The organism is Helcococcus bovis (assembly GCF_046035835.1).
GTDB lineage: Bacteria > Bacillota > Clostridia > Tissierellales > Peptoniphilaceae > Helcococcus > Helcococcus bovis.
The window spans coordinates 35868-57339 of record NZ_JBFNGB010000005.1 but is presented as its reverse complement, the minus strand read 5'-3'; the positions used below and the strand labels follow the sequence as shown (position 1 = coordinate 57339).

The following is a 21472-nucleotide window of genomic DNA, read 5'->3' as shown; positions in this document are numbered from 1 at the left end:
CGAATACAAGCTTTTTGTCTGCTCATTCCGAAAAAAACTTCAAAATTTTACGGACAGAATCCCCAAATTTCAGATATTTGTCTGCTTTTAAATATTAAAAAAATGTAACAAAATTGACATTAACATTTTCTTCCATTTCTGGCATAATTTTATAAAGGAGGAATTATGAAAGAACTACAAATTTTGCTTCAAAAAGAAATTGAAAAGCATCTTATATATTACAACTATGTCAAAAATTACAAGCATTTACAGGGTCGATTAGTTGAATCCTCTTCTCATGGCAGGATTCAATTTTATCATGAATACTTTGATAAAAATATTAAAAAGAAGGTTAGAAAGTATCTGAAGAAAAATGATAAATTAATCCCTAAATTAGCCCAGCAAGAATATATTCAAGAAATACAAAACTATCTTGAGCAATTACTCGAAAAATTATCTAGCACTTACAGTTTTATATCCAACACCAATATCGACCACATCTATAACCAACTATCCAAAGAAAAGAAAAAATTGATAACTCCAATAGTTACACCATATAAACAATTTAAAGATGAATGGTTAAACAAACCATATACCAAAAAGCCTTTTACCAACAATACCCCATTAATTTTAACAAACAGAAAGGAGCGAGTGCGTTCAAAGTCAGAAAAGATCTTGGCAGACTATTTTGATAGAATGAATATTCCTTACAAATATGAATGCCCCATTAAAATCGGAGAAATTAACTTTAATCCGGATTTTACATTTTTGAATCCGGTAAATAACAGAGAAATTTATTGGGAGCATTTTGGCATGATGGATAATCCAGACTATGTAAAAAATTTTGTTGACAAAATAAACATCTATTATAAAAATGGGATTATTCTTGGACAAAATTTACTTGTTACTTTTGAAAATACTAATTCCTATATCGACAATGAAATAGTAAAATTGCTTGTAAATAAATATTTAATATAAAAAATAGGAGAGTTACAAAATCTGTAACTCTCCTATTTACTATTTACCATTCTTCCTCTTAACTACATACAATATCACAAATGAACCAAGAGCTAAGATACCTAAGATTATATAAATCATAATTCCCCTATCTCCTGTCAATGGTGGTGTAGGTGGAACATCTTTTTTGTTTTTTATTACCAATACCTTATTGCCTGAATCCTTGTTAACCTCGAAATCAATTGGATTTGTAGATAAAATGTATCCAGATGGTGCTTTAACTTCCTTAATTTGATATTTTCCATAAGGAGCGTTTTCTAGTACAAATTTGCCATCAGCACCTGATTCTAACACAACATTGTGTCCATTTTGTAAGAATGGCACATAAATACCATTTTCTAGCTTATAAATTTCAAACTTTGCACCGGATAGTCTTGTTTGCTCTGCATCGTCAGAAATCTTTAAGAATTCATATCTTCCTATTTCAGGTTTTATATTTTCAACATTAATTTCAACCAATGAATCAGAATTAATTGTAAATTCAACATTTGGATTTTTAACTAAATATCCTTTTAAGGCTTCAACCTCCCTAAAAATATATTTTCCAAAAGGTAAATTAATTACATTGATTTCCCCTTTTTTATCAGTATAAAGTGTTAGATCCTTTTTTCCATTTTCATCATATTGATATCCAGCAATCAATGGAACGCCTATTTCTTTACCATCTTTTATTTCGTATAGCTTAAATCCAACATGTGACAATTTGTTTCCGTATTGATCGGACTTTATTAGTCTTACCCTTCCATTTTCAAAAGGAATTATTTTATGTTTATTAAATACCTCTACTTTCTCACTTTTTCTTGATGAAAGTTCAGCAACAAAACTAGAAAAATACTTAAATTTCCTTGTTTCCGCCACACTTCTAAAGTAGTATAATCCATCCTTAATTCCACTTATTGAGATTTTACCATCTTCATATTTTCCAACCGCCTCATATGATGGAAACGTACTATCAAGTTGTACATCACTCATCTTGTACAACTCGTCGCCTAACTTTACCCTATCATCAGAAACACTATATTTTCTTGATAAATCCCAATATTTATATGTTCGAGCTTTTTCATTTTCAGTAAGAATGTTTTTTACTTCATTATCATTTCCAACATGTATTTCTAATAGTACGCTTTCAGCAAATGAATTATTAGCATTAAAAGTTAATACTAAAATCAGTATGAATGCTACTATGCTACGTATAAATTTGATTTTATTTTTAAACATTTTTTCTCCTATACTTATCTTATATTTGATATTCATTAAAATATCTTTTACCAAATATCAAATATAAGATACGTACTGAGCCATACCATGTATGGCTCGGTATCTTATCTAATTTTTATTAAGCTTCTACTTCTTGGTTATTTTTCTTCAATGCGTAGATTGCTCCACCCATGATGATTAAACCAGCTACTGTAAAGATGATTGTACCAATACCACCTGTTTGTGGGATTGAAACTTTCTTGTTGTTTACTCTTTGAGCTCCACCTGTTGTTCCTGTAACAGATTCACTTCCTTCATAAGCAACTCCACCTTCAGCAGCGCTGTATGTGCCCTTTTGAACATTGAATTGGAATGATTGTCCATCTGTCAAAGCATATCCTGCAGGAGCTTTAATTTCTTCTAAGTTATAAGTTCCAGCTGCTAAACCAGTGATTTCAAATTTACCTTGTTCATCAGATACAAGTTTAACAACATTTGCTTCGTCTTTAGAATTAACCCATTCATATAAATCAGATGCTGCTATTACAGCTGCTTCATATTTTTCTTGTAATTCTTTAACCTTTTCTTCTACAGCTATTTTTCCTGTTAGCTTAGTTTGTGTTCCATCAATTGTTGGAGTGATTGATAATTCAGAATCAGCAGTTTCTGGATTTGATTTTACAGCCTCGTTCCAAGCGTTAACTACTGCATCGTAGTTAGCTTTTGCTTTTTTAACTGCAGCTGCATCTTCAGTTGTAGTTGATTTGTAAGCTAAGTATTTACCTGCTCCGTTTTTAACTACGAATTCAGCACCTTGTAATCTTTCGCCTGTTGAAGCGTCAGCTTTTACGAATTTTTTACCATAAGTTTCAACTTTTGGTTCAGTTGGGTTTAATGGTGTTGGGTTTTCGTTATCTTTAGTATTTGTGATTGCTGCTGATCCTGCAGTATCTGCGTTGATTGTTTCATCATAACCAGCCACACGTTCTGCGATAGTCCAGTTACCTTCTTTTAATGCTTCACCTTTGAATGTACCTGCATAAGGTCCAGTTACTTTAAATGTTATTCCATTTCCAAGGTCATAAACTGTACCATTAGTTTCTGTACCATTTAAAGCTACAGCAGCTGAAATTGTTTTATTACTTAATGTATAGGTTACATTAACACCTTTTCCAATACCATCTGACCAAGTTTTAGAAACGTTTAATTCCCCATTTTGTGGAGTTACAGGTGTTGGAGTTTTTTCTTCTGATTTATTATTTGAATATTCTAATTCAATATTATTCTTTTCTGGTTTTTCTACTACAGCATTACCATTTACAGTTGCTGAATATAATAATGTAAATTCAACTGCTTGACCTGCTGCAGTTTGGTCTGCAGGGTTTGTGATGTTAGAAACTTTTGTAAGTCCAGCATCTGTTAGTTTTAATGTGAAACCTCTGTCATCTTGAGTAATTACATAGTCAGGAGTATGTCCTTCAGAAGATAGTACTAATGTTTTATCATCTCCATAAGTTGTGGAAATTGTTAAATCCTTATTAAAAGTTAAACCATTTGACATAGTATCTTTCCAATTTAAAGTTTTATATCTTGAGCCAGCGTCAACTTTAGTTTTTACTTCGTAAGGTACTTTAGTTCCTAAAGTTGCGTTTACAGTTGCTTTTTCTACTTGATAGTTAGCGTATTGAGCACCTGCATCATCATTATTTTGATTATCTAATGTTACAGGTAATCCATGTGTTTTTTGGAAGTTCTTATCAATTTCTGGTTTTTCTTCAGTGTTTTTAGGATAAACGTGAGCTTCTTTTACTACACCCTTGTCATTTACTAATGGTAAAGTGATAACTACTGGTACAGCTTTAGAGTCAGCTAATACAGATCCATCTTGATTCTTATAAGTTGATTTTTCAGTAACCTCAACGATTCTGTATTCAGTCGCTTTGTCTTGAGGTAAGTTTGTTGTATCTAATGTTAAACCATCTATATTTGTTAATCCTCCTAGAGCTTGCTCAACTGATTCAACAACACTACCTCTTTGATCAATCCATTGACCACCTTTGTTTTGGAATGCGAAGTATACGCCAGCTATAGCTTTTGAACCAGTACCAAAGTAGCTTTCAATACCTTTAATTTGGTTACCTGTATACTTAGTTCCATCAAGTCCTTCTTTTCCTGGAAACTTAGCGTTGTCAAAATTTGTTTTTGTTTGTAAAATCTTGTGTAAAATTACTTTGTTTGTTTTTTCTTCTTCAGCTTTTGTTACAGGTGCCACAAAAGCAAACACCATTACAAAAGCAAGTAATATTGCCATGATATTATTTTTCTTCATTATTTTTCTCCTTGTTTTATATATTTTTTTTCTTTTAAGTTGATTTTGATTTCAACTTTATTTTAGCTGTTAAGCTAAGTGTTAGTTGGTGGGCCTCCTAGGAAGCCCATGCTATTTTCTTCTACTTTTTGAGATTGTTCTCATTTTTCAAAGTTAGCAAATTCCTAGTCAGCCTCACCCCCTTTGAAGTTATATATTTTTTTATTTCTTTTTAGTTCGATATATGCTATCGACATTAAAACTATACCAGTCATCATGTATGGAAGACTGCCATAGGATCCTGTTGAAGGATATACTGTTTTTTTGTTAACAACAATAAGTTGAAGATTTCCAGCTTGTTTGCTGTTTACAATCTTAAATAGTTCATTTTCTTTATTATTTATTGTACCCTCATTGCTTATGGTTACAGTTCCATCAGAATTTACTTCAACTTTCCATACAAAATTAGAATTTAAGATATATCCCTTTGGAGCTTTTGTTTCCTTTAGATAGTAAGATCCTTCTGGAAGATTTACAAAATGAGCTTTACCTTGCTTATCAGTTTTAACAGTATAATCTTCATTTTTTCCCATAGTATTTTCTACGACTATTATATTTTCACTTTCATCCTTTACTATCTTTACTGGTATTTTTGCATCTTTATCCTTGTAAAGTGTAAACTCTGCATTTTCTAAAGTATTACCGTCAAAGCTTTCTGATTTCTTCAAAATTTCGAACTTTCCAAAGACTTTCTTTTCTTTTTTATTTACAATTCTATAAATATAATCTTTAGATTCTTTTAGACTAGTACCATTATAAGTTTTCACGTCTACTATTTGACCATTATCATTAACCATAAAGGTCGCTACAATTTTATTATCTGGTGAAGTATATCCTTGAGGTGATTTTATTTCTTTTACAGTATATGACCCAGGTAATAATTTTTCATATTTTATCATGCTACCAGATTTTTCAGAACCTGAAACTTCCTTATCATTATTAAATAATTTAAAACTTGCTCCTTCTAAAGAATTTCCTTGCTCATCTACTTTATAGAAAGTAATTTCATTTTTGAAGTTTTTGAAAGTTATTTCTGGATAAATCTTTTCTTGATTCTTTTTATTTATAACTTTTATCTTCGTATTGTTTTCTATTATCTCTGTATTATCAAGCTTGGAAGAAGTGTTTTGTATATGCATAGTTCCATCTGAATTTTTTGTTAAATACAATTTCCATGTATTATTTGTTTTTTCATATCCTTTAGGTGCTCGTTTTTCTGTTAAAGTATAATATCCATTTGTAAGACCAGCGAACACTATACTTCCATCACTCAGTGTAGTTTGTGTTTTACTGTAACTTGAATCATCTTTACTTAAAATAAATGTCGCTCCCTCTAAGGATATATTTTTTTCATTTACTTTCAATAGTCTTATGTGACCTAAATTTTGTCCTTCAGCTACACTATTACCACTATATAGTTGTGCTTGTCTCCAATAACTAACTATTGGATTTGGATTATTTGTTGAGACTTTTAGTGAAGATGTTACTTTCATTGAAAGATAATTTATATCAAACAAACTTATATCTGTTACTTTTACAATATACGCCGTTGAATCCTCTAATGGAATAACATCTATGCTTCCATCGTAGTTATTATTAATCCTACTTTGAACTGCATTTTTTAGATCCATCAAATCTGGACCATAAGAAGATGGCATTCCTTCTCCTCCTAACGGACCTGATGTTTTAAACACTTTAATTTTAGCATTAGAAAAATCAATTTGTTCTGAATTTATTCCTATTACAGGGTTACTAATGCCATATTTACTTGCGTATACATATAGGACAAGTTTATTATTTTCTTTATCAAAGTAAAACTTATTTCCTACAGCGTTATATTCTCCAGATTTATATTTAGTATATCTAATTGCAAATTCACTTGATCTTGATTGCTCTTTTCCGGCAATAGTATTTGTAAATGTAAGATTTGTATCTTCGGATACTTTATCTGCGTTTATAAATACCGGTCTTTCCATATATGCAAATATATTTTTAATATTTTTAACAGCATCAGTCATTTTATAAGTAAATACATATTGACCGTTTTCTATTGTTGTTTTAATATGTGATGCTATTTCTGTACCATTATATACAAAAGGTTTTTGAGTTTTGTCAGCTAAAGCTATACCTTTCATATCTAAATTTTTGTCAAGTTTTACTGTGAATGTATCCCCTTCAATCACATCTTGTGGAAATGATAAAATAGCATCCATAAACAATACTTGACCTAAAGAAGGATCAACTATTGTGAATGGTTGGTTCTTTTTATATAACTTATATCTGCTCACATCAATTCGTCCATCAAGATTCATAGGACTTGTCCTTGACTTAGATTCATCTATGTCAATATTTGGTTTTGTGATATTTCCTTCTATTTGATATTTGTCTGGTGTGTATTTATCAGCATCTACAATGAAAGTATTTCCATCTTTTTGTACCACCACAACAAATTTTCTTTGATCTTTAATGTAACCGTCTGGTGACTTTGTTTCTATAAGGTCATAAGTTCCAGGTGGAAGATTACTAAATTCAACTTTTCCACCTATCGACTTTTTAATTTGATCCCGGAAGTTTTCCTTGACCTTATTACCTTCTGGAAGATTTTCATTATTGCCATAAGTCATCTTTTTAGTAAGCTTAAATTCAGCATTATCTAGTGGTTTATCACTTTCATCTGTTTTATTTATTGTGAACTTTCCATATTTAATATCTTCTTTTTCATTTTTAACTTTTAAAGGTTCATTAGTTTTTATATCTACTAAAATATATGAAAGATCTTCTTTAATTTTTTCTACAAAATTAAAAGGGGATTGAAGTTTAAACTCTACTAGTTTATCAAGTATTTCATCTCGTTTTTCTGTTTGACCATTGTAAATTTCGTCTAAAGAACTTCTTAAATTTTTCGCTTCTTCTTTACTATATAAGTTATATATGCTACTAATATTTTTATCATTTAATTCTTTAAATCTTTTATTAAAATTACTTCCATCAACTTTACCATCCCAAATTAAGAAAATAATATTTCTATCTTCATTTAAGTTGTTTGAATTTATAATTTCAGTTGCTTTTTCAAAACCTTCATCTAACCATGAATTATATAGTCCAAAAGTATGTTTTTCCGGTCGATTAAAATCTATTCCAATTTCAACTTCAGAATATTTAGTTGATTTTTTATTAAAACCATGGCCAGAATTAATAGTAAAAACTTTACCTTTAAGGCCTTCTATTGATTTTATTTGATCATATATGTCTTTTGCATTATCATTATATTCCTTAAAAGATATAGGTTTTGAAGAATCTTCCATTATGAAGAATAAATTAGTTCTTACATTGTCATCAGAACTAATCGTTTCAAAAACTTTTTTATTTCCTTTTTCATCAACAACAATCTTCCATTTTTTATTTGATTTTTTATATCCAAATGGTGCTTTTGTTTCTTCTATTATATATGTGTCTGGTTTTAAGTTATCAAATATAACTTTTCCTTCATTATCGGAAGTTTTTTCAACTGTAATTTGTGGTTTTGAGACTGATTTTATGCTAAATACTGCATCTTTTAATTTTTTATTTTCATTATCAGTTTTCAATATCTCAAACCTAGCTTTTACTTCTTTTTTTTCATTTTCAACATTTAATTCCGGTGGAGTGTAAGTACCTGATCCTTGGCCAGAAGAAGAACTTGTTACTATACCAACTCCCTTAGATATGTAATCTCTTAGACTAGAGTTGGAAAGAGCGGAAAATTGGAATAATACTGATTGCTCTCGATTATTTTCCAAAAATTTCATATCACTTTCTACTTTTATTAGATATGGAGTATTTCCTATAGTTCCTAAATTAATTTCAACTCCAGCATTAGGATAAGACCAACTACCTTTTTCTTTGAAAGTAGTTATATATCCTCTATCAATCTTTTCAAGTCTATCTTTCTCAAATATGACTGCGTCTGAAAGTTTAGAACTATCTATGTATTTATAGATAGATATTTTAGTTTTTCCAGATTGTATATCAGCCATGTTAAAACCATATTTTGCTTCAGCATAAGGAAAAACAGAAACAATCGTATTATTTGATAAATTGCGTCTATCAGGATTCACATATATAAGTTGTGTATATTTACCATTTTGGTCATTTGTATATGAATACGAAGTATCCATATTTAAATATCCATCTTTGGATCTATTTCTGTCTGGATATTTAACTTGATAATTTTGTAAAATTGATTTTTGTCCAATTTTTACATCAAAATTATAATTCCCATTATTTTTAGCAACATTTTGATTTACTGCATGATTTAGTGTCAATCTCATTTCTAAATTATCTGCGCCTGTCACATAATCAGTGAATACATAATATATTTTTTTGTTTGTTCCTTTATCTATATTAATGTCAAATCTAGGCTTAGCTATTACTCTACCATCTGATGAATAGATAGATGGATAATTCATCTTATCTGGTTGAGCAAAGTTATAGTGAAGTGTATCTGACTCTTCTAGTATAAAATAATCTCCAGGATTCGCCTTACCATTTAATTTCAGATTCATATTTATATTTATAAAATCTTTTCCTGACCCTATATTCAAAATATTTTCATCAGTTGTCATACTACCTGTTAAATTTATATTTTCACTTAAATCATCACCTAAATAATTTTCATTTTTATCTATGACAAATCCTAATTCACTTATAAATGTTCTACCTGCTGAATTTACATATACTTGCCATTGTCGATTTGATTTTTTATATCCATCAGGAGCTTTAGTTTCTGTAAGAGTGTATTCCCCTTGAGGGATATCTGTAAATTCAAGATGACCATCTTGTGATTTTTTTGTTTGTGTCCACTCTGAATTTTTACTCTTTAATGTAAATTCTGCATTAGAAAGTTTTATTTTATTATCTTTATCAAACTTGTTAATACTAAATTTACCTAAGACTGGTGACGGTTTTTTCGGATTATCTATAAAGATTTTTTCAGATTCTTTTTTTACTAAATCTCCATCTATCGATAAATTACCTTTATTATCAACTACAACTTTTGCAGTTTTATCTGTTTTTTGATAGCTATTAGGTGCTTTTGTTTCACTTAGAGTGTATGTGCCTTGAGGGATATCTGTAAAATTTGCCTTACCATTACTATCTGTTTCTTTTTCTTGATTAAAAGTCCCAGATTCATTTTTTAAGATAAATTTAGCCTTCGGTAATTTAATACTACTTCCTTGTTCACGTTTAATAATTTCTAAGCTAGCGGTAATAGGTTTATCATTAATTTTATAACTTATAAAATTTTGGAATCTTTCGTTATTAACAGGACTAAAAACACGAATATTTACTCTTTCATAATCTTGTGGTTTAACATTTTGAGATTCACTATATATCTCATCCATAGCAACTTTAAGTTTTTGTTGATCGTATGAATTAGCTATACGTTTATTTACTGTACTATAATAAGTGTCGTTATCTGTATATCTCCAAATCACACCTTGAATCATATAGTAAAGAGTTTTTTCTGCTTTTGCTCCAGTTATTGTTCTACCTTTCAGTAAGCTTTCTTTATTTGTTTCAGCATAGTAAATAGCCTGCTTAATTTTTTTTATTAATTCTACATTATTATGATTTTTACTTTTTATTAAAGAACTAAGTTTGTCCAAAGTAGTTTCTTCAAATGGATATTTCGTACTAAAAGTAGGGAATGTTTTGTCAGTATTTATACAAAGAGCTTTTTCAGCTTGACCATCTTTATCTTCAATAGTTAAATATCCATCTACAGAGATAAGTCCTCTATATTTTGCTTCTTGACCACTTTGCGGTTTCAAAGAAATTGTCCTCTTTAGTGTTTGACCAATAGGTGAATTATATGTTAATGTCATTGTATAGTCATTATTCTTTTTACTTGTGCTTGTGATAATTTTGTACTCCCCACTTGGTACTCTACTTGACAAGGTGAAATTATAATATAAATTCCTACCATTTAATTTTGGCCCAAATTTCGTTTCCTGTTTTTCTACTGTTTGATTATTGCTTAGCCTAACATCAATTTTAGTATTTCTAATTGAAACATTAGATGCCTTGATAGTCCATGTAATTGTATCTCCTTGAAGCTCACCTTTTGCTTCAACTTGCCCACGACCTATTACTATTGGTACAGCACTATCCCATATACTAATTTTTTGTTCATTTGCAAAAATATTTAATGGTATGCTAAGCATAAAAATAAGACTGGCTAAGAAAAGAGCTATAGTTTTTTTTGCTATCCGCATTTTTCCTCCTTGAGTTATTTGTTCAATTTTTAAAAAGATTTTTAACTAAAATAATTTAAAAATCTTTATTGAATAGAAAGGTTATCTATAAAATTATATGTGTTACATTAAATAAATCTTTATCATAATTAAAACTATTATCATACATTACGTGCTTAACATGGGTAATAGTTTAAAGGTTAATCAAATAATAATTTAGATAAATTAATCTGACAACCCTTAAGAAACCGGTTTCATATTTTAAATTTAAATAAAGTTAAATTATAGAACGTAATATGTTTATTTTTTTTTTTTTTATAAATATTCGTTACACACTTTATTTATGCGTATTTTTTTTCATAACTTTAATAGCATAACATAATATTTAATAAAAATCAACTTTTAAATATTTTTACCAAAAATTAAAAATACAAGGAGAAGAAAATGATTAATATATTTACTAAAACAGTAAAACGTCAAATTAAAATATTAGAATATCTTAGTTATAATGCCAATTTGGCAGATAAAAAGTTTTTACTGGATAAATTAAAAATTAATGACCAAAAACTAAAAATTGACATAAATTGTATAAATTTATGGAAACATATGTATATGAATGAGACATACTTGATTTTGATGAAATAGAAATTTCTGGTTACGATCTAATAGTAGTAAATTTTCAAAAACCAAAAAATTGTTCAAAAAAATGGATTTAATTAAACGGAAATAATTTCTATCAAGATTTTCAAGTTATATTGAAACAATTCTATAAACTTTCTAATTTTTATATTCAAAATAGACAACCACTGTAAAATATAGGGTTTGTTGCACTTTGCAACATATCCTTTTTTATTATATTAAAATTTATTTTTTCTAGAAAATATTTTTTTGTTATTTCTAGTAGAACTGCATACATTTTTTCATCATTTTTTTCATTTTAAAACTAAATTTTTGATTAATCTCTTTAAAAAGTCTAAATAATCACATTTTTACTATTTAAATTTTTAATTTAATAGTATATAATCATTTTGTACAAGAGGTGAAATTTCTATTTTACATACTCCTAATAATATTCTAATACGAAATTTCCTCTCTTGTAATCATTTTTTTATGTGTAACACTACTTTTTTGAACAAGGAGATTTTATGATTAGATTATTCAACAAAAAAACTTGCAGACATATTGATATAATCAACTTTTTACATGCCAACCAGGACACGATAAGCATAGCTAAACTACGTGATATATTAAATGTTAAAGAATCAGTTTTGAAATCCGATATAGAATATTTAAATGCAAATTATTCCGATATACTTAGAATCAAGACGACTAGCAGCTCTACCATGAGCATACATTACATTAATAATTCAAGTATAGAGTCATTTTTTAGAAACATAATTAATAACTCAGCTATATTAAACATGGTCGAGTCCATATTTTTCAACAATTTTAATTCAGTAGATGATTTAGCTTCAGCACTTTTTACAAGTCCATCTACTATTTATAGGATGATTAATAAATTTAACATTTCATCAATAAATAAATATAATTTTAAAATTGATAAAAAATCTTTAACTTTTAGCGGAATGGAAGATAATATAAGATCATTTTTTATACAATTTTTCAAAGAAAAATATCCATTTAATGAATGGCCATTTGAAACCTTAAATCGTCATTTAATAACAAAGTCTATTATCGAATATTTTAACGTGTTTAATTCCAAATATGAATATAGTTATCTTGAAGTTATGGCATGGAATTGTGCCGTTAATATATATAGAGCAAATAAACATTTTTCACTACTTCCTTATTTAAATATAGACAAGATAAATAATTCTTCAACAACAAAATTACTAAAATCAAATATTTTAAGAAGCGCATTCAACCTTTTTGAATTAGATTTTACTGAAGAAAATATTATTGAGGTATTTTACAAAAATGTAAACGTAAATTTCGTCCATACTTTTGAAGAGTTTACCGATAAAGCAAATTATAATAAAGCAATATCAATATCTCTTCACAGAGGATTTTCCGATATATATTCTATAAAAAATAAATACAATCTTAAAATAAATAATATCGAAAAATTGATTATACGAGTTCACAATAGCGCTGTAATGTATAACAGCAATATAAAATCTAACTGTATTTTATATAATCGCTACAAAATGTACATCGACAAATTTTCAAGCCTTTATCCATACCTTGTAAATGATGTTCAAATTTATTTAAGAAATTATCTAACTACATTTAAGGGTATAATCAATGAAAATGAAGTCGAACATTTAACCTACATTTTACTATCAACTTGGGATAGCCTAATCCCTCAACTCCATAGTAAATCAACAAAATTAAACGCTTTGATTATCAGTAGGTTCAATTCACTGCATGCATACAATATAAAAAATCAACTAGATTTATTCTTTTCATATTTTTTAGATACAACTTTATTAGAAAATAACGTTCTGCAAAATGACAGCATATACAACCAAAAATATGACTTTATAATCGCAGACTTCATACCAAAAAATAAGCAAAATAAAAAGTGGATTTACATACAGGAAATCCCTTCTGCCAAAAATTATTTAGAATTAACAAAAATGATAGCAGAAATCTTAGACAGTAAAGGATTTGATGTATAAATTTTTAATTTCACATAAACATAAAAATAGAGAATTAGAAATTTTGCTATCTAATTCTCTAAATATCTTATTTTCTAAAAATTAATTATTTTTAGTTCTTTTCTTAACAACAACCATTCCGCCTAATGCAACTACCGCTACAACAGCCATAATTGCATATGTCATGATGCCGCTATCTCCTGTTTCCGGATTTGTTGTACCTGTACTTTGTACTTGAGTATCTGTATTTTGTTGTGACCCTTGTGCAGGTGTACCTATTGCACTTCCTGTATTTCCTACTTCAGCTATTTTCTCGCCTTTAACAAATACGAATGGTGAGAATGTAGCTGACTTGAACATTACTTTTTGCCCATCAACTTTAACATCTTTAACTTCGTCAACACCATTTTCCCCAATGTGGAATACTCTTAATGTATCTTTATCTGCTAATTTTAATGATTTTAATTCTAAAGATACATCGATTGGTGAATCGAATTTAGTTACCCTTTGTCCATCATTGTTTACAAAGTTAATTTCTTTAATTTCAGTTTCAAATCCACCTTTGTATTCTTCAGATAATAAATCAAATAAGTCTTTTGAAACTTCTTCTAGTTTCTTGTTGATGTCTTCTACTCCTAAAGTATACTTTTTAGCTTCTGAATTTAATTCAGTTTTTATAGCAGGTGTTAATGAAACCCATGGAATTACAACTGATTTTTTATTTGAATTATCTTTTAGTTTTTCTTCTAACTCTTTGAGTTTTCCATTTAATGTTTCTTCTGCATCTTGTTTAGCTTTTTCTGCATCTTGTTTTTCTTTAGCTAATTTTTGAATTTGTGCTTCTAATTCTTTAGATTTTTCTTCGGCTTCTTTTTCTTTAGCAGCCAATTCTTCTTTAACTTTTTTAGCTTCTGCTTTTAATTTTTCAATTTCAGATTTTAAATCTGAGATTGCTTTAGCATTAGCTTCTTTTTCAGCTTCTAGCTCTTTAACTTTTTGGTCTTGTGCTTGTTTTTCAGCTTCTAGTTCTTTAACTTTTTTATCTAAAGCTTCTCTTTCTTCTTTAAATCTTTTTTCTTCCGCTTCTTTTTCAGCTTTAATTTTTTTCTCTTCAGCTTCTGCTTCTTCTTTTATTTTCTTTTCCTCGGCTTCTTTTTTATTGAATTCTTCAAGAGCTTTAGTATAAAGATCTTCTAAATCTTTTTCTTCTACTACTTTAGCTTCAAGGTTAGATGATGCTACTTCTAAAATAGCTGCATTTAAATCCTCTAATTTTTCATCTAATTTTTCTTTTGTTAATCCTGAACCATTCAATAATTCTTCCGCTTTATCTCTTGCTTCTGTTAATTTTTTAATAGATTCTTGTGAATATTGTTCTTTTACTTTTACATCATTTATATACGTATTTGCATCATCAATAGCTTTTTGTAATGAAGATTTATCTAGTTTTGTACCGAATAATTTAATTTCGGAAATTCTAGAATAAATATAACTTTCTTTACCCACTACATCCGTTATATTAACTCTCCAATATTTATGAGTTTGAGATTTAAAATTACCTATAAACTTATCTTTATTTGGATCATCAACCGTACTTACTGTTATCCATTTTTCTTTAGGTATTTTATATATTTTATCATATTTTTGTTCCAATGTATCTTTGTCATTTAAATTAAATGAATCATCAGCTAAATATTGAAGTTCAGCTATAACATTTGAATCTTTTCCTAAAATGTTATGTGTAGATTGTTGTATTAGTGTCCAAGAAGATAAAGATACTCCATCTTCTAATTCAAAAGCTAAATAAACAGGATATTTTTCACTAGGTTTATTAGCTACAAAATCATTATCAGTTGAAACTTTATCATCAAAAGCTCTTACATTAACCTCATGATTCCTATAATTATCAGAATAAATTTTATTATTATCTGGTTTTATTAATGTTAATGTTTCTAATCCGTTCCCATAAACCACATTAAATGTATATATTTTTTTCCCTTCTTGATTTATATAATTAATTGTAAATGTTTCATCTTTATCTGAACTAATATGATTTTCTTCAATTTTTTCAACTTTAGTTTGAGCATGATCATATACTTCCACACTATATTCGTTGTAATTTACACTTGATTTAAAATTTTCAAAATTAAACTTTTCATCAACAAATTGAATATTTTTTTCTGATTTAGGATGTTTAAATTTATATGATTTAAATTCCTCAAATCCCGATTCATCTAATACTAAATATCCTGATTTTGTTATCCAACCTGTTAATTTTTCTCTTAAATCATATTTTTCTTTAAGATTTTTCTTTACAATCGTTTCCCCAAAACTTTCTTGAGCATATGATTTTGGTCTTTGTAGATTAATTTTAAAATTTTCTTCATTTAATGAGGCATAGTTCAATGAATTTAAGACATCTCTATTTTTAGTTCCTGGAGTAAAATCAATATTATTATTTGAAATATCAAAATATTTTAATTTACTCCAAGTTTTTGATTCATCTGCACTAAATGGTAAAATTTCCAAATCAAATTCAGATAAATCTAATTTTTCAAGATTTGTTAATCCTTTAATTTCTAATTTATCATCACCTTTTATATGTTCTGGTAAATCAGATTTATTAACTTCTTTCAAAGAAGTTAGTCCATTTAATGTTATTTTATTTACTTTTTCTAACTGTTTTAGCCCAGTCAATTTTTCTATTTTTGAACTAGTTAACTCTAAATCTTTATTAAATAGTTGTAAGTCCCCCTTAAATGGACCAACTTTTTCTACAATTTCATTAAATAACGCTTCATCGTCTCCAAAATCAGCTACTGTGAATTTTTGATAATATGGATGATTTTTTTGAGCATTATATAACTCTTTAGACCAGTTAAATTCAGAAGGTAATTTTACATCAGATTCTGTTGGAAGTGTTATTTTTTGTCCTTGACTAGTAATAACACTATCTTTCGTTGGATGTTTTACTCCATCTCTTTCAATTGCATATGCAAAAACACCAGCTTTAACCCCACCAGGATATTGTTTATTAATATATCTACCTATTCTAGATGTTAATAAATTTCCTTGCACATCCTTATATTTATCATTTTCAACCATTCCATTAATTTGTGGAACATCGTACCATCTATTATCAGACCAAGATCCTTCTTCATAAAATGATGCACCTATCATCATTTTATTAGGTGTAATATATTTTCCAAAATTTTCAAACAATTCTTCTAATGTATTGTCTCGTTTTTTTGCGGCAAAATCCCAACCTCCAACTTCTCCAACAAAACCATACCTTTGAACTAACACTAAATCAATATCTTTAGCATTTTCCTTAAATACTGGCCATTCTGGTCCAATAGTTGTATCGTAAATAACTAATTTGTCATGAGCTTTTAATTCTTTAATTATATATTTATAAACACCATGAATTCTATTTAATATTTCTTCTTGAGTTAAATTCATACCTTTTGCTGAACCATAAGTCTTATCAGCAACATATGAATAATTGTGTTTTTCAACGTCAAGGTCTAATCCATCTAATCCATAATCTAAAACATATTCTTTAACTATTTTTTCAGCTAATTTTTTATATCCGTCTTCACCCTTATTAAAATATTCATCTTGATTTTCTCTAGAAGGACCATTCTTTCCAAACAAGTATTCTGTTCCTATAGTTCTAACAACTAATTGTCCTTTTTTGTGCATAGCAGGTACATAATCTTCTTTAAGAGCTCTATAAAAATCACTCTTTTCATGTTGCCAATCATCAAAAACAAAAACTAAGCCTACTTCTTTTGGAATTTGTGACATAATTATTTTACCTTCATTAGATACTTTATTTCCACTTTTATCTTTACCTTCAGAAGTAACATCATGCCAAGTTCTGTAGTAACCAGCAAATAATGGCAATTTATCCTTTAGTAAAGGATGTAACTCATTACTTGGTTGTTTTTGAGCCGTTTTATTTTCTTCTCCCTCAGCCTTTGCAACTGATGTCTTACTTATTGGCAATAGCCCTAGCACCATTACAAACGCTAATACAAAACTTATTACTCTTTTTGAAATTTTTTTCATAACTCCTCCAATTTATAATATATTTCACATGTATAATATAATTTAAATATTTTTATTGCAAACAATTTCATACAATTGGTTGCTTTTTTAATTTCATGTAAATTTTTAGTCGCTTTTAGAACGCAGGTTCATAGATTATATTGATATTCATATAATAAAAGAATTATATTTTAACTATTGTGAAAACGGTTTTATTTAGTGTTTATCACATTTTATATAAATATAATTTTAAAATAGATGGTATTGTTGCAAAATGTCATTTTTGAGTTCAGATTATAGATAGTAATTTTAATAAGAAAATTATCTCAAAAATCAGATTGAGTAAAATGAGATAATAAAAATTAGTATCAAAATTATCGCATAAATTAGATTTAATAAAATGAGATGATAAAAATTAATATTAAAATTATCTCAAATATCAGATTCAAAAAAATGAGATGATAGAATTGCTTAAAATCATCAAAATTTATTCATAAAAAGTACCACCAAATTGAAAATTATAAAAAATGAGATGAAAATTAGTTCTAAAAAATAACATCAAAATTTAATTTCTAAAAATTGAGATAATTTTTTAGCGAAAAATAGTACACGCAAAATTTATTAGTTAAAAATTGAGATAACCCTCTCTATATAAATCAAATTTTAATAATTATAATATTATAAAAAAAAAACAGAGGCTGTTACAAATAACTAATTATTTTCGCAACAACCCCTTAGTTTTATATTTTTATTAAATTTTTGTAATTTAATGGCTATATTTGATTTTGCAACAGCCCTGTTTAACTAATTTAGATGCTATTTTTTATTAGATTTTCTAAATATTAAGATTGCTGCAAAAAGTAATACTGCTGCTCCCCCTAATATTACGAATAGTAATATACCCGAGTCTCCAGTTATAGGGTTTGTATTTTGTGAATTATTTTGCATTAATCCTTTAGATCCTTGCTCTTGAGAATTATTTCCTTTAGAGCCATTTTGAGTATTCTCATCTTTTTGTTTATCATCTGATGACAATTCTACAACTTTATCCCCTTTAACAAATACGAATGGAGAGAATGAAGCTGACTTGAACATTACTTTTTGCCCATCAACTTTAGCATCTTTTAATTTTGTATCTTCTTGTGGTAGAGTTTCTTCTGGTTTATATTCTTCAATACCTTTTATATCACCTTTAAATCCTAAAATCTTAAATTCGTATATTCTTGCTACTCGTCCAGATTGTTCCCCAGTTTCAATATTTAATCTTATATATTTACCTGAGGTTAAAACCGCACTAGATGATATCCCTGATTTATTATTTTTTACATCTACTACCTTTTCCCAATCTTCTCCATTTTCACTAACTTCAATTGTATAATTTCTAGTATTGAATGCGACATCTTCTCCACCTTCTGACGCATTATATAATTCAAATCCTGTAATTGTAACTTTTTCAGGAAGCGTAAGTTTTAACCAAGGATGATCATGTCCATTATCACACCATTTTGTCATTATATTATCATCAAAAGCCAAATCTCCCGCTTCTGATAAATTACATTCTCCAGAAACCTCTACTTTTTTATTTTCCATTAATGCAACATTTTCAATTTTATATTCATCTTTATATACGACTACAAAATTTTCTTTTTTTACTACATTTTCACCAGCTTTATTTTTCGCCGTTAATTGAACCGTGTATTTTCCTGACTTTTCAAATGTTGTTGTAAATTCTTTATCTGTTGATTTTTCTTGTTTTGCTCCTGGAATGTACCATTCTACAGAAGATGTTGATAGTGAAGATTTGCTTGTAAATTTAACTTCTTCTCCTACTTTTACAAATGATTTATCTGATATAAAATCTGATGTAGGTTTTTCTAAATTCCCAAAATCAAATTCTAACATCTTAGATCCATCTACTATTTCTTTATTATTAGAATCTACTGGTATCGCAACAAATTTTACAACACTTTTATCTCCTTCTGGTCTATAAACATTATCTACAAAAAGAGTATTATTATTTGTTGTACCAACAAGTATTTTTTCTCCAGTTTGTGATTCAATATATACATTTGTTTTCTGACCGTTTTCATCACTTGATTCAATGTTAAAATTTATCTTAGCAATAAATCCTGATCTAACTTCTTTTTGTTGTACATCAAACTTTGTTATAGAAATATTTTCTTTAGTTTCACCAATACTAATTTTTCCTATATTAATTTTTTCAACACTTGGATCTGTTGTTGTAACTTTTACCCCAATTTTTTTGATTTGCTTATCGTTATATTTTGATAAATCATATTCAACTGTATCCCATTCATCTTTATTTTCTTTACCTTCAACTACAATCTTATTTCCATTTTCTTCAACAAATACTAAGTCAACTTTAGCATTTCCTTTTTTTACAATTGAAGCTTTCATATTTTCTCCAATTGTAATCTTTGATCCAAATAGCAGATTTTCCGTTGTTCCATCTTTTTCAAATGTACCAGAAAGTTTTAATGACGATCCACCATAGTAAACTGTTTCTAAATCAAAACTTGGCACTAAATTATTTCCACCATAATTTTCATATAACCATCTAAATGTTGGCATAATATCTTGTGTTGAGCGATTTATAAACTCACCTTTTTTTGCTAGTTTTCCATCTATATAGAAATTATCACCCGCTCCTTGGTTAAAGCTTGATGTAAAAGGAAGTGAAGTTATTGGAGTTTTTTCTTTATAATAATTTGATACTCCAGACCATCCATTTCCAGTATTTTCTCCTAGTTTACCAGTTCTGTTAATCCACAATAATTGTTCATCTTTCCATGTACTTTCCCAGAAATCCATTCCTTCTTTACCAGAATTTATTCTCATTGCTGCATCTGGAACATATAATCCTAAAGATGTAGATCCTTTACTGTTACCTTCTTGCATGTATTTAACAATATCACTATATGCATCACGTATATTCATATTAAAGTTTTCTTCACCTTGAACATTTACTCCATAAAAAATATTCGATGGATCAAACCCTATTTTTTTAGCTTGATCATACGAACTATCTAAATATGAAGATTGCCATCTAAAGTCTACAAAAAATTCATCTGAAATATCTTTACCATCTTTTCTTAAAAATTGCTCATTGAATTCATTAAGTTGACCTTGCCACGAAACGTACCCTCTTTGTATCATAGAATCATACCAGACCAATGTTTTATCTGTTTTTTCATTATATATTTTCATAAAGTCTTGTAGTTGATTTGGAGTATCCCATGTTCCTGATGTTTCAGCGTTTATAAACCATCCATCAAATCCTAATGTATCAGCCATTTTAATTAATTTATCAACTAAAATATAGTTACCTTCTTTATCTTTTTGTAAAAATTCATCTATCCATTCGAATTTTCCACCATATGCTTCAGGCGGGAAGAATATTGTACCTATAACTTTAACACCATTTCTATGTGCAGCATCTGTAAAATCTGCTGATGGAGGCACTATTATCCCTTCTCCGGATGATCCTCCCCAATATACCGCCGTATCTATATATTGCCAGTGTGTAAAAGCATAGCTGTATCTATAATCATTTCCTCCTTGAGCTGGTGATCCTGATGTGTTCTTATTAGCTATCATTAATGCCATAACTTTACCATCGCTATTTTTTGCATCAGTACCTTCCCCTTCTAATATAGCTCTTTTTGCCAATGGCACAGTAGAAATATTATTCTTTTGATCTGGATATTTTTCTAAACTCCAATCTACTATATCATTTGGAAAATAATGTCCAGCTGTTGGTCTTTCAAATTCTTTCGCTTTAACCACATTACCAGCCATAAACATTATTACCCCAATAATTAAACAAAATATTCTTAAATTTGTTCTTATTCTTGTCTTATGCATTTTCCCCTCCATACACTTTTATGATATCGTTATCAAGTATGATTATAGCACTTAGAATTTATTAATTCAATCAAATTATCTTTTAATTTTTTAATATTATTACAATTTAATAATAT

At 28.2% G+C, this 21472-nt stretch carries 8 protein-coding genes; 3 read left to right on the top strand and 5 right to left on the bottom strand.

Annotated elements, in window-relative coordinates:
- The first annotated feature begins 165 nt into the window (after positions 1 to 165).
- On the top strand, positions 166 to 957 hold the full coding sequence (locus ABGF48_RS02545; protein WP_408104790.1) for a hypothetical protein: 792 nt from the start codon (positions 166 to 168) through the stop codon (positions 955 to 957).
- Positions 958 to 996: 39 nt separating this feature from the next.
- Here ABGF48_RS02545 and ABGF48_RS02540 read toward each other — a convergent pair whose 3' ends face one another.
- The 3 genes from ABGF48_RS02540 to ABGF48_RS02530 form a co-directional block, all read right to left on the bottom strand.
- Positions 997 to 2214, bottom strand: a complete 1218-nt coding sequence (locus tag ABGF48_RS02540; protein ID WP_408104789.1) for a SpaA isopeptide-forming pilin-related protein — start codon at positions 2212 to 2214, stop codon at positions 997 to 999.
- A 118-nt stretch (positions 2215 to 2332) separates the two neighbouring features.
- Positions 2333 to 4522, bottom strand: coding sequence for a pilin N-terminal domain-containing protein (locus ABGF48_RS02535; RefSeq protein WP_408104788.1), 2190 nt, complete (start codon positions 4520 to 4522; stop codon positions 2333 to 2335).
- Positions 4523 to 4686: 164 nt separating this feature from the next.
- Positions 4687 to 10818 carry a SpaA isopeptide-forming pilin-related protein gene (locus ABGF48_RS02530; RefSeq protein WP_408104787.1) on the bottom strand — a complete coding sequence of 2044 codons (6132 nt, stop codon included), beginning with the start codon at positions 10816 to 10818 and terminating at the stop codon, positions 4687 to 4689.
- A gap of 423 nt (positions 10819 to 11241) precedes the next feature.
- On the opposite strand from ABGF48_RS02530, the gene ABGF48_RS02525 reads away from it, so the two are divergent.
- Together ABGF48_RS02525 and ABGF48_RS02520 are read left to right on the top strand one after the other, a co-directional pair.
- Positions 11242 to 11442: a hypothetical protein gene (locus tag ABGF48_RS02525; protein ID WP_408104786.1), complete on the top strand. Its 201-nt coding sequence runs from the start codon at positions 11242 to 11244 to the stop codon at positions 11440 to 11442.
- Positions 11443 to 11942: 500 nt separating this feature from the next.
- Positions 11943 to 13439 carry a helix-turn-helix domain-containing protein gene (locus ABGF48_RS02520; protein WP_408104785.1) on the top strand — a complete coding sequence of 499 codons (1497 nt, stop codon included), beginning with the start codon at positions 11943 to 11945 and terminating at the stop codon, positions 13437 to 13439.
- Positions 13440 to 13520: 81 nt separating this feature from the next.
- Here the strand turns inward: ABGF48_RS02520 and ABGF48_RS02515 are convergent, their stop codons facing one another.
- A complete protein-coding gene (locus tag ABGF48_RS02515) occupies positions 13521 to 17492 on the bottom strand; it encodes an EndoS/ChiA family endoglycosidase (RefSeq protein WP_408104784.1) in 3972 nt (1323 codons plus the stop codon).
- A gap of 795 nt (positions 17493 to 18287) precedes the next feature.
- Positions 18288 to 21356, bottom strand: a complete 3069-nt coding sequence (locus ABGF48_RS02510) for an endo-beta-N-acetylglucosaminidase (protein ID WP_408104783.1) — start codon at positions 21354 to 21356, stop codon at positions 18288 to 18290.
- Between the last annotated feature and the right edge of the window lie 116 nt (positions 21357 to 21472).

Coding starts and splice junctions, on each gene's coding strand:
- ABGF48_RS02545 (WP_408104790.1), top strand. CDS start 166: ATGAAAGAACTACAAATTTTGCTTCAAAAAGAAATTGAAAAGCATCTT.
- ABGF48_RS02540 (WP_408104789.1), bottom strand. CDS start 2,214: ATGTTTAAAAATAAAATCAAATTTATACGTAGCATAGTAGCATTCATA.
- ABGF48_RS02535 (WP_408104788.1), bottom strand. CDS start 4,522: ATGAAGAAAAATAATATCATGGCAATATTACTTGCTTTTGTAATGGTG.
- ABGF48_RS02530 (WP_408104787.1), bottom strand. CDS start 10,818: ATGCGGATAGCAAAAAAAACTATAGCTCTTTTCTTAGCCAGTCTTATT.
- ABGF48_RS02525 (WP_408104786.1), top strand. CDS start 11,242: ATGATTAATATATTTACTAAAACAGTAAAACGTCAAATTAAAATATTA.
- ABGF48_RS02520 (WP_408104785.1), top strand. CDS start 11,943: ATGATTAGATTATTCAACAAAAAAACTTGCAGACATATTGATATAATC.
- ABGF48_RS02515 (WP_408104784.1), bottom strand. CDS start 17,492: ATGAAAAAAATTTCAAAAAGAGTAATAAGTTTTGTATTAGCGTTTGTA.
- ABGF48_RS02510 (WP_408104783.1), bottom strand. CDS start 21,356: ATGCATAAGACAAGAATAAGAACAAATTTAAGAATATTTTGTTTAATT.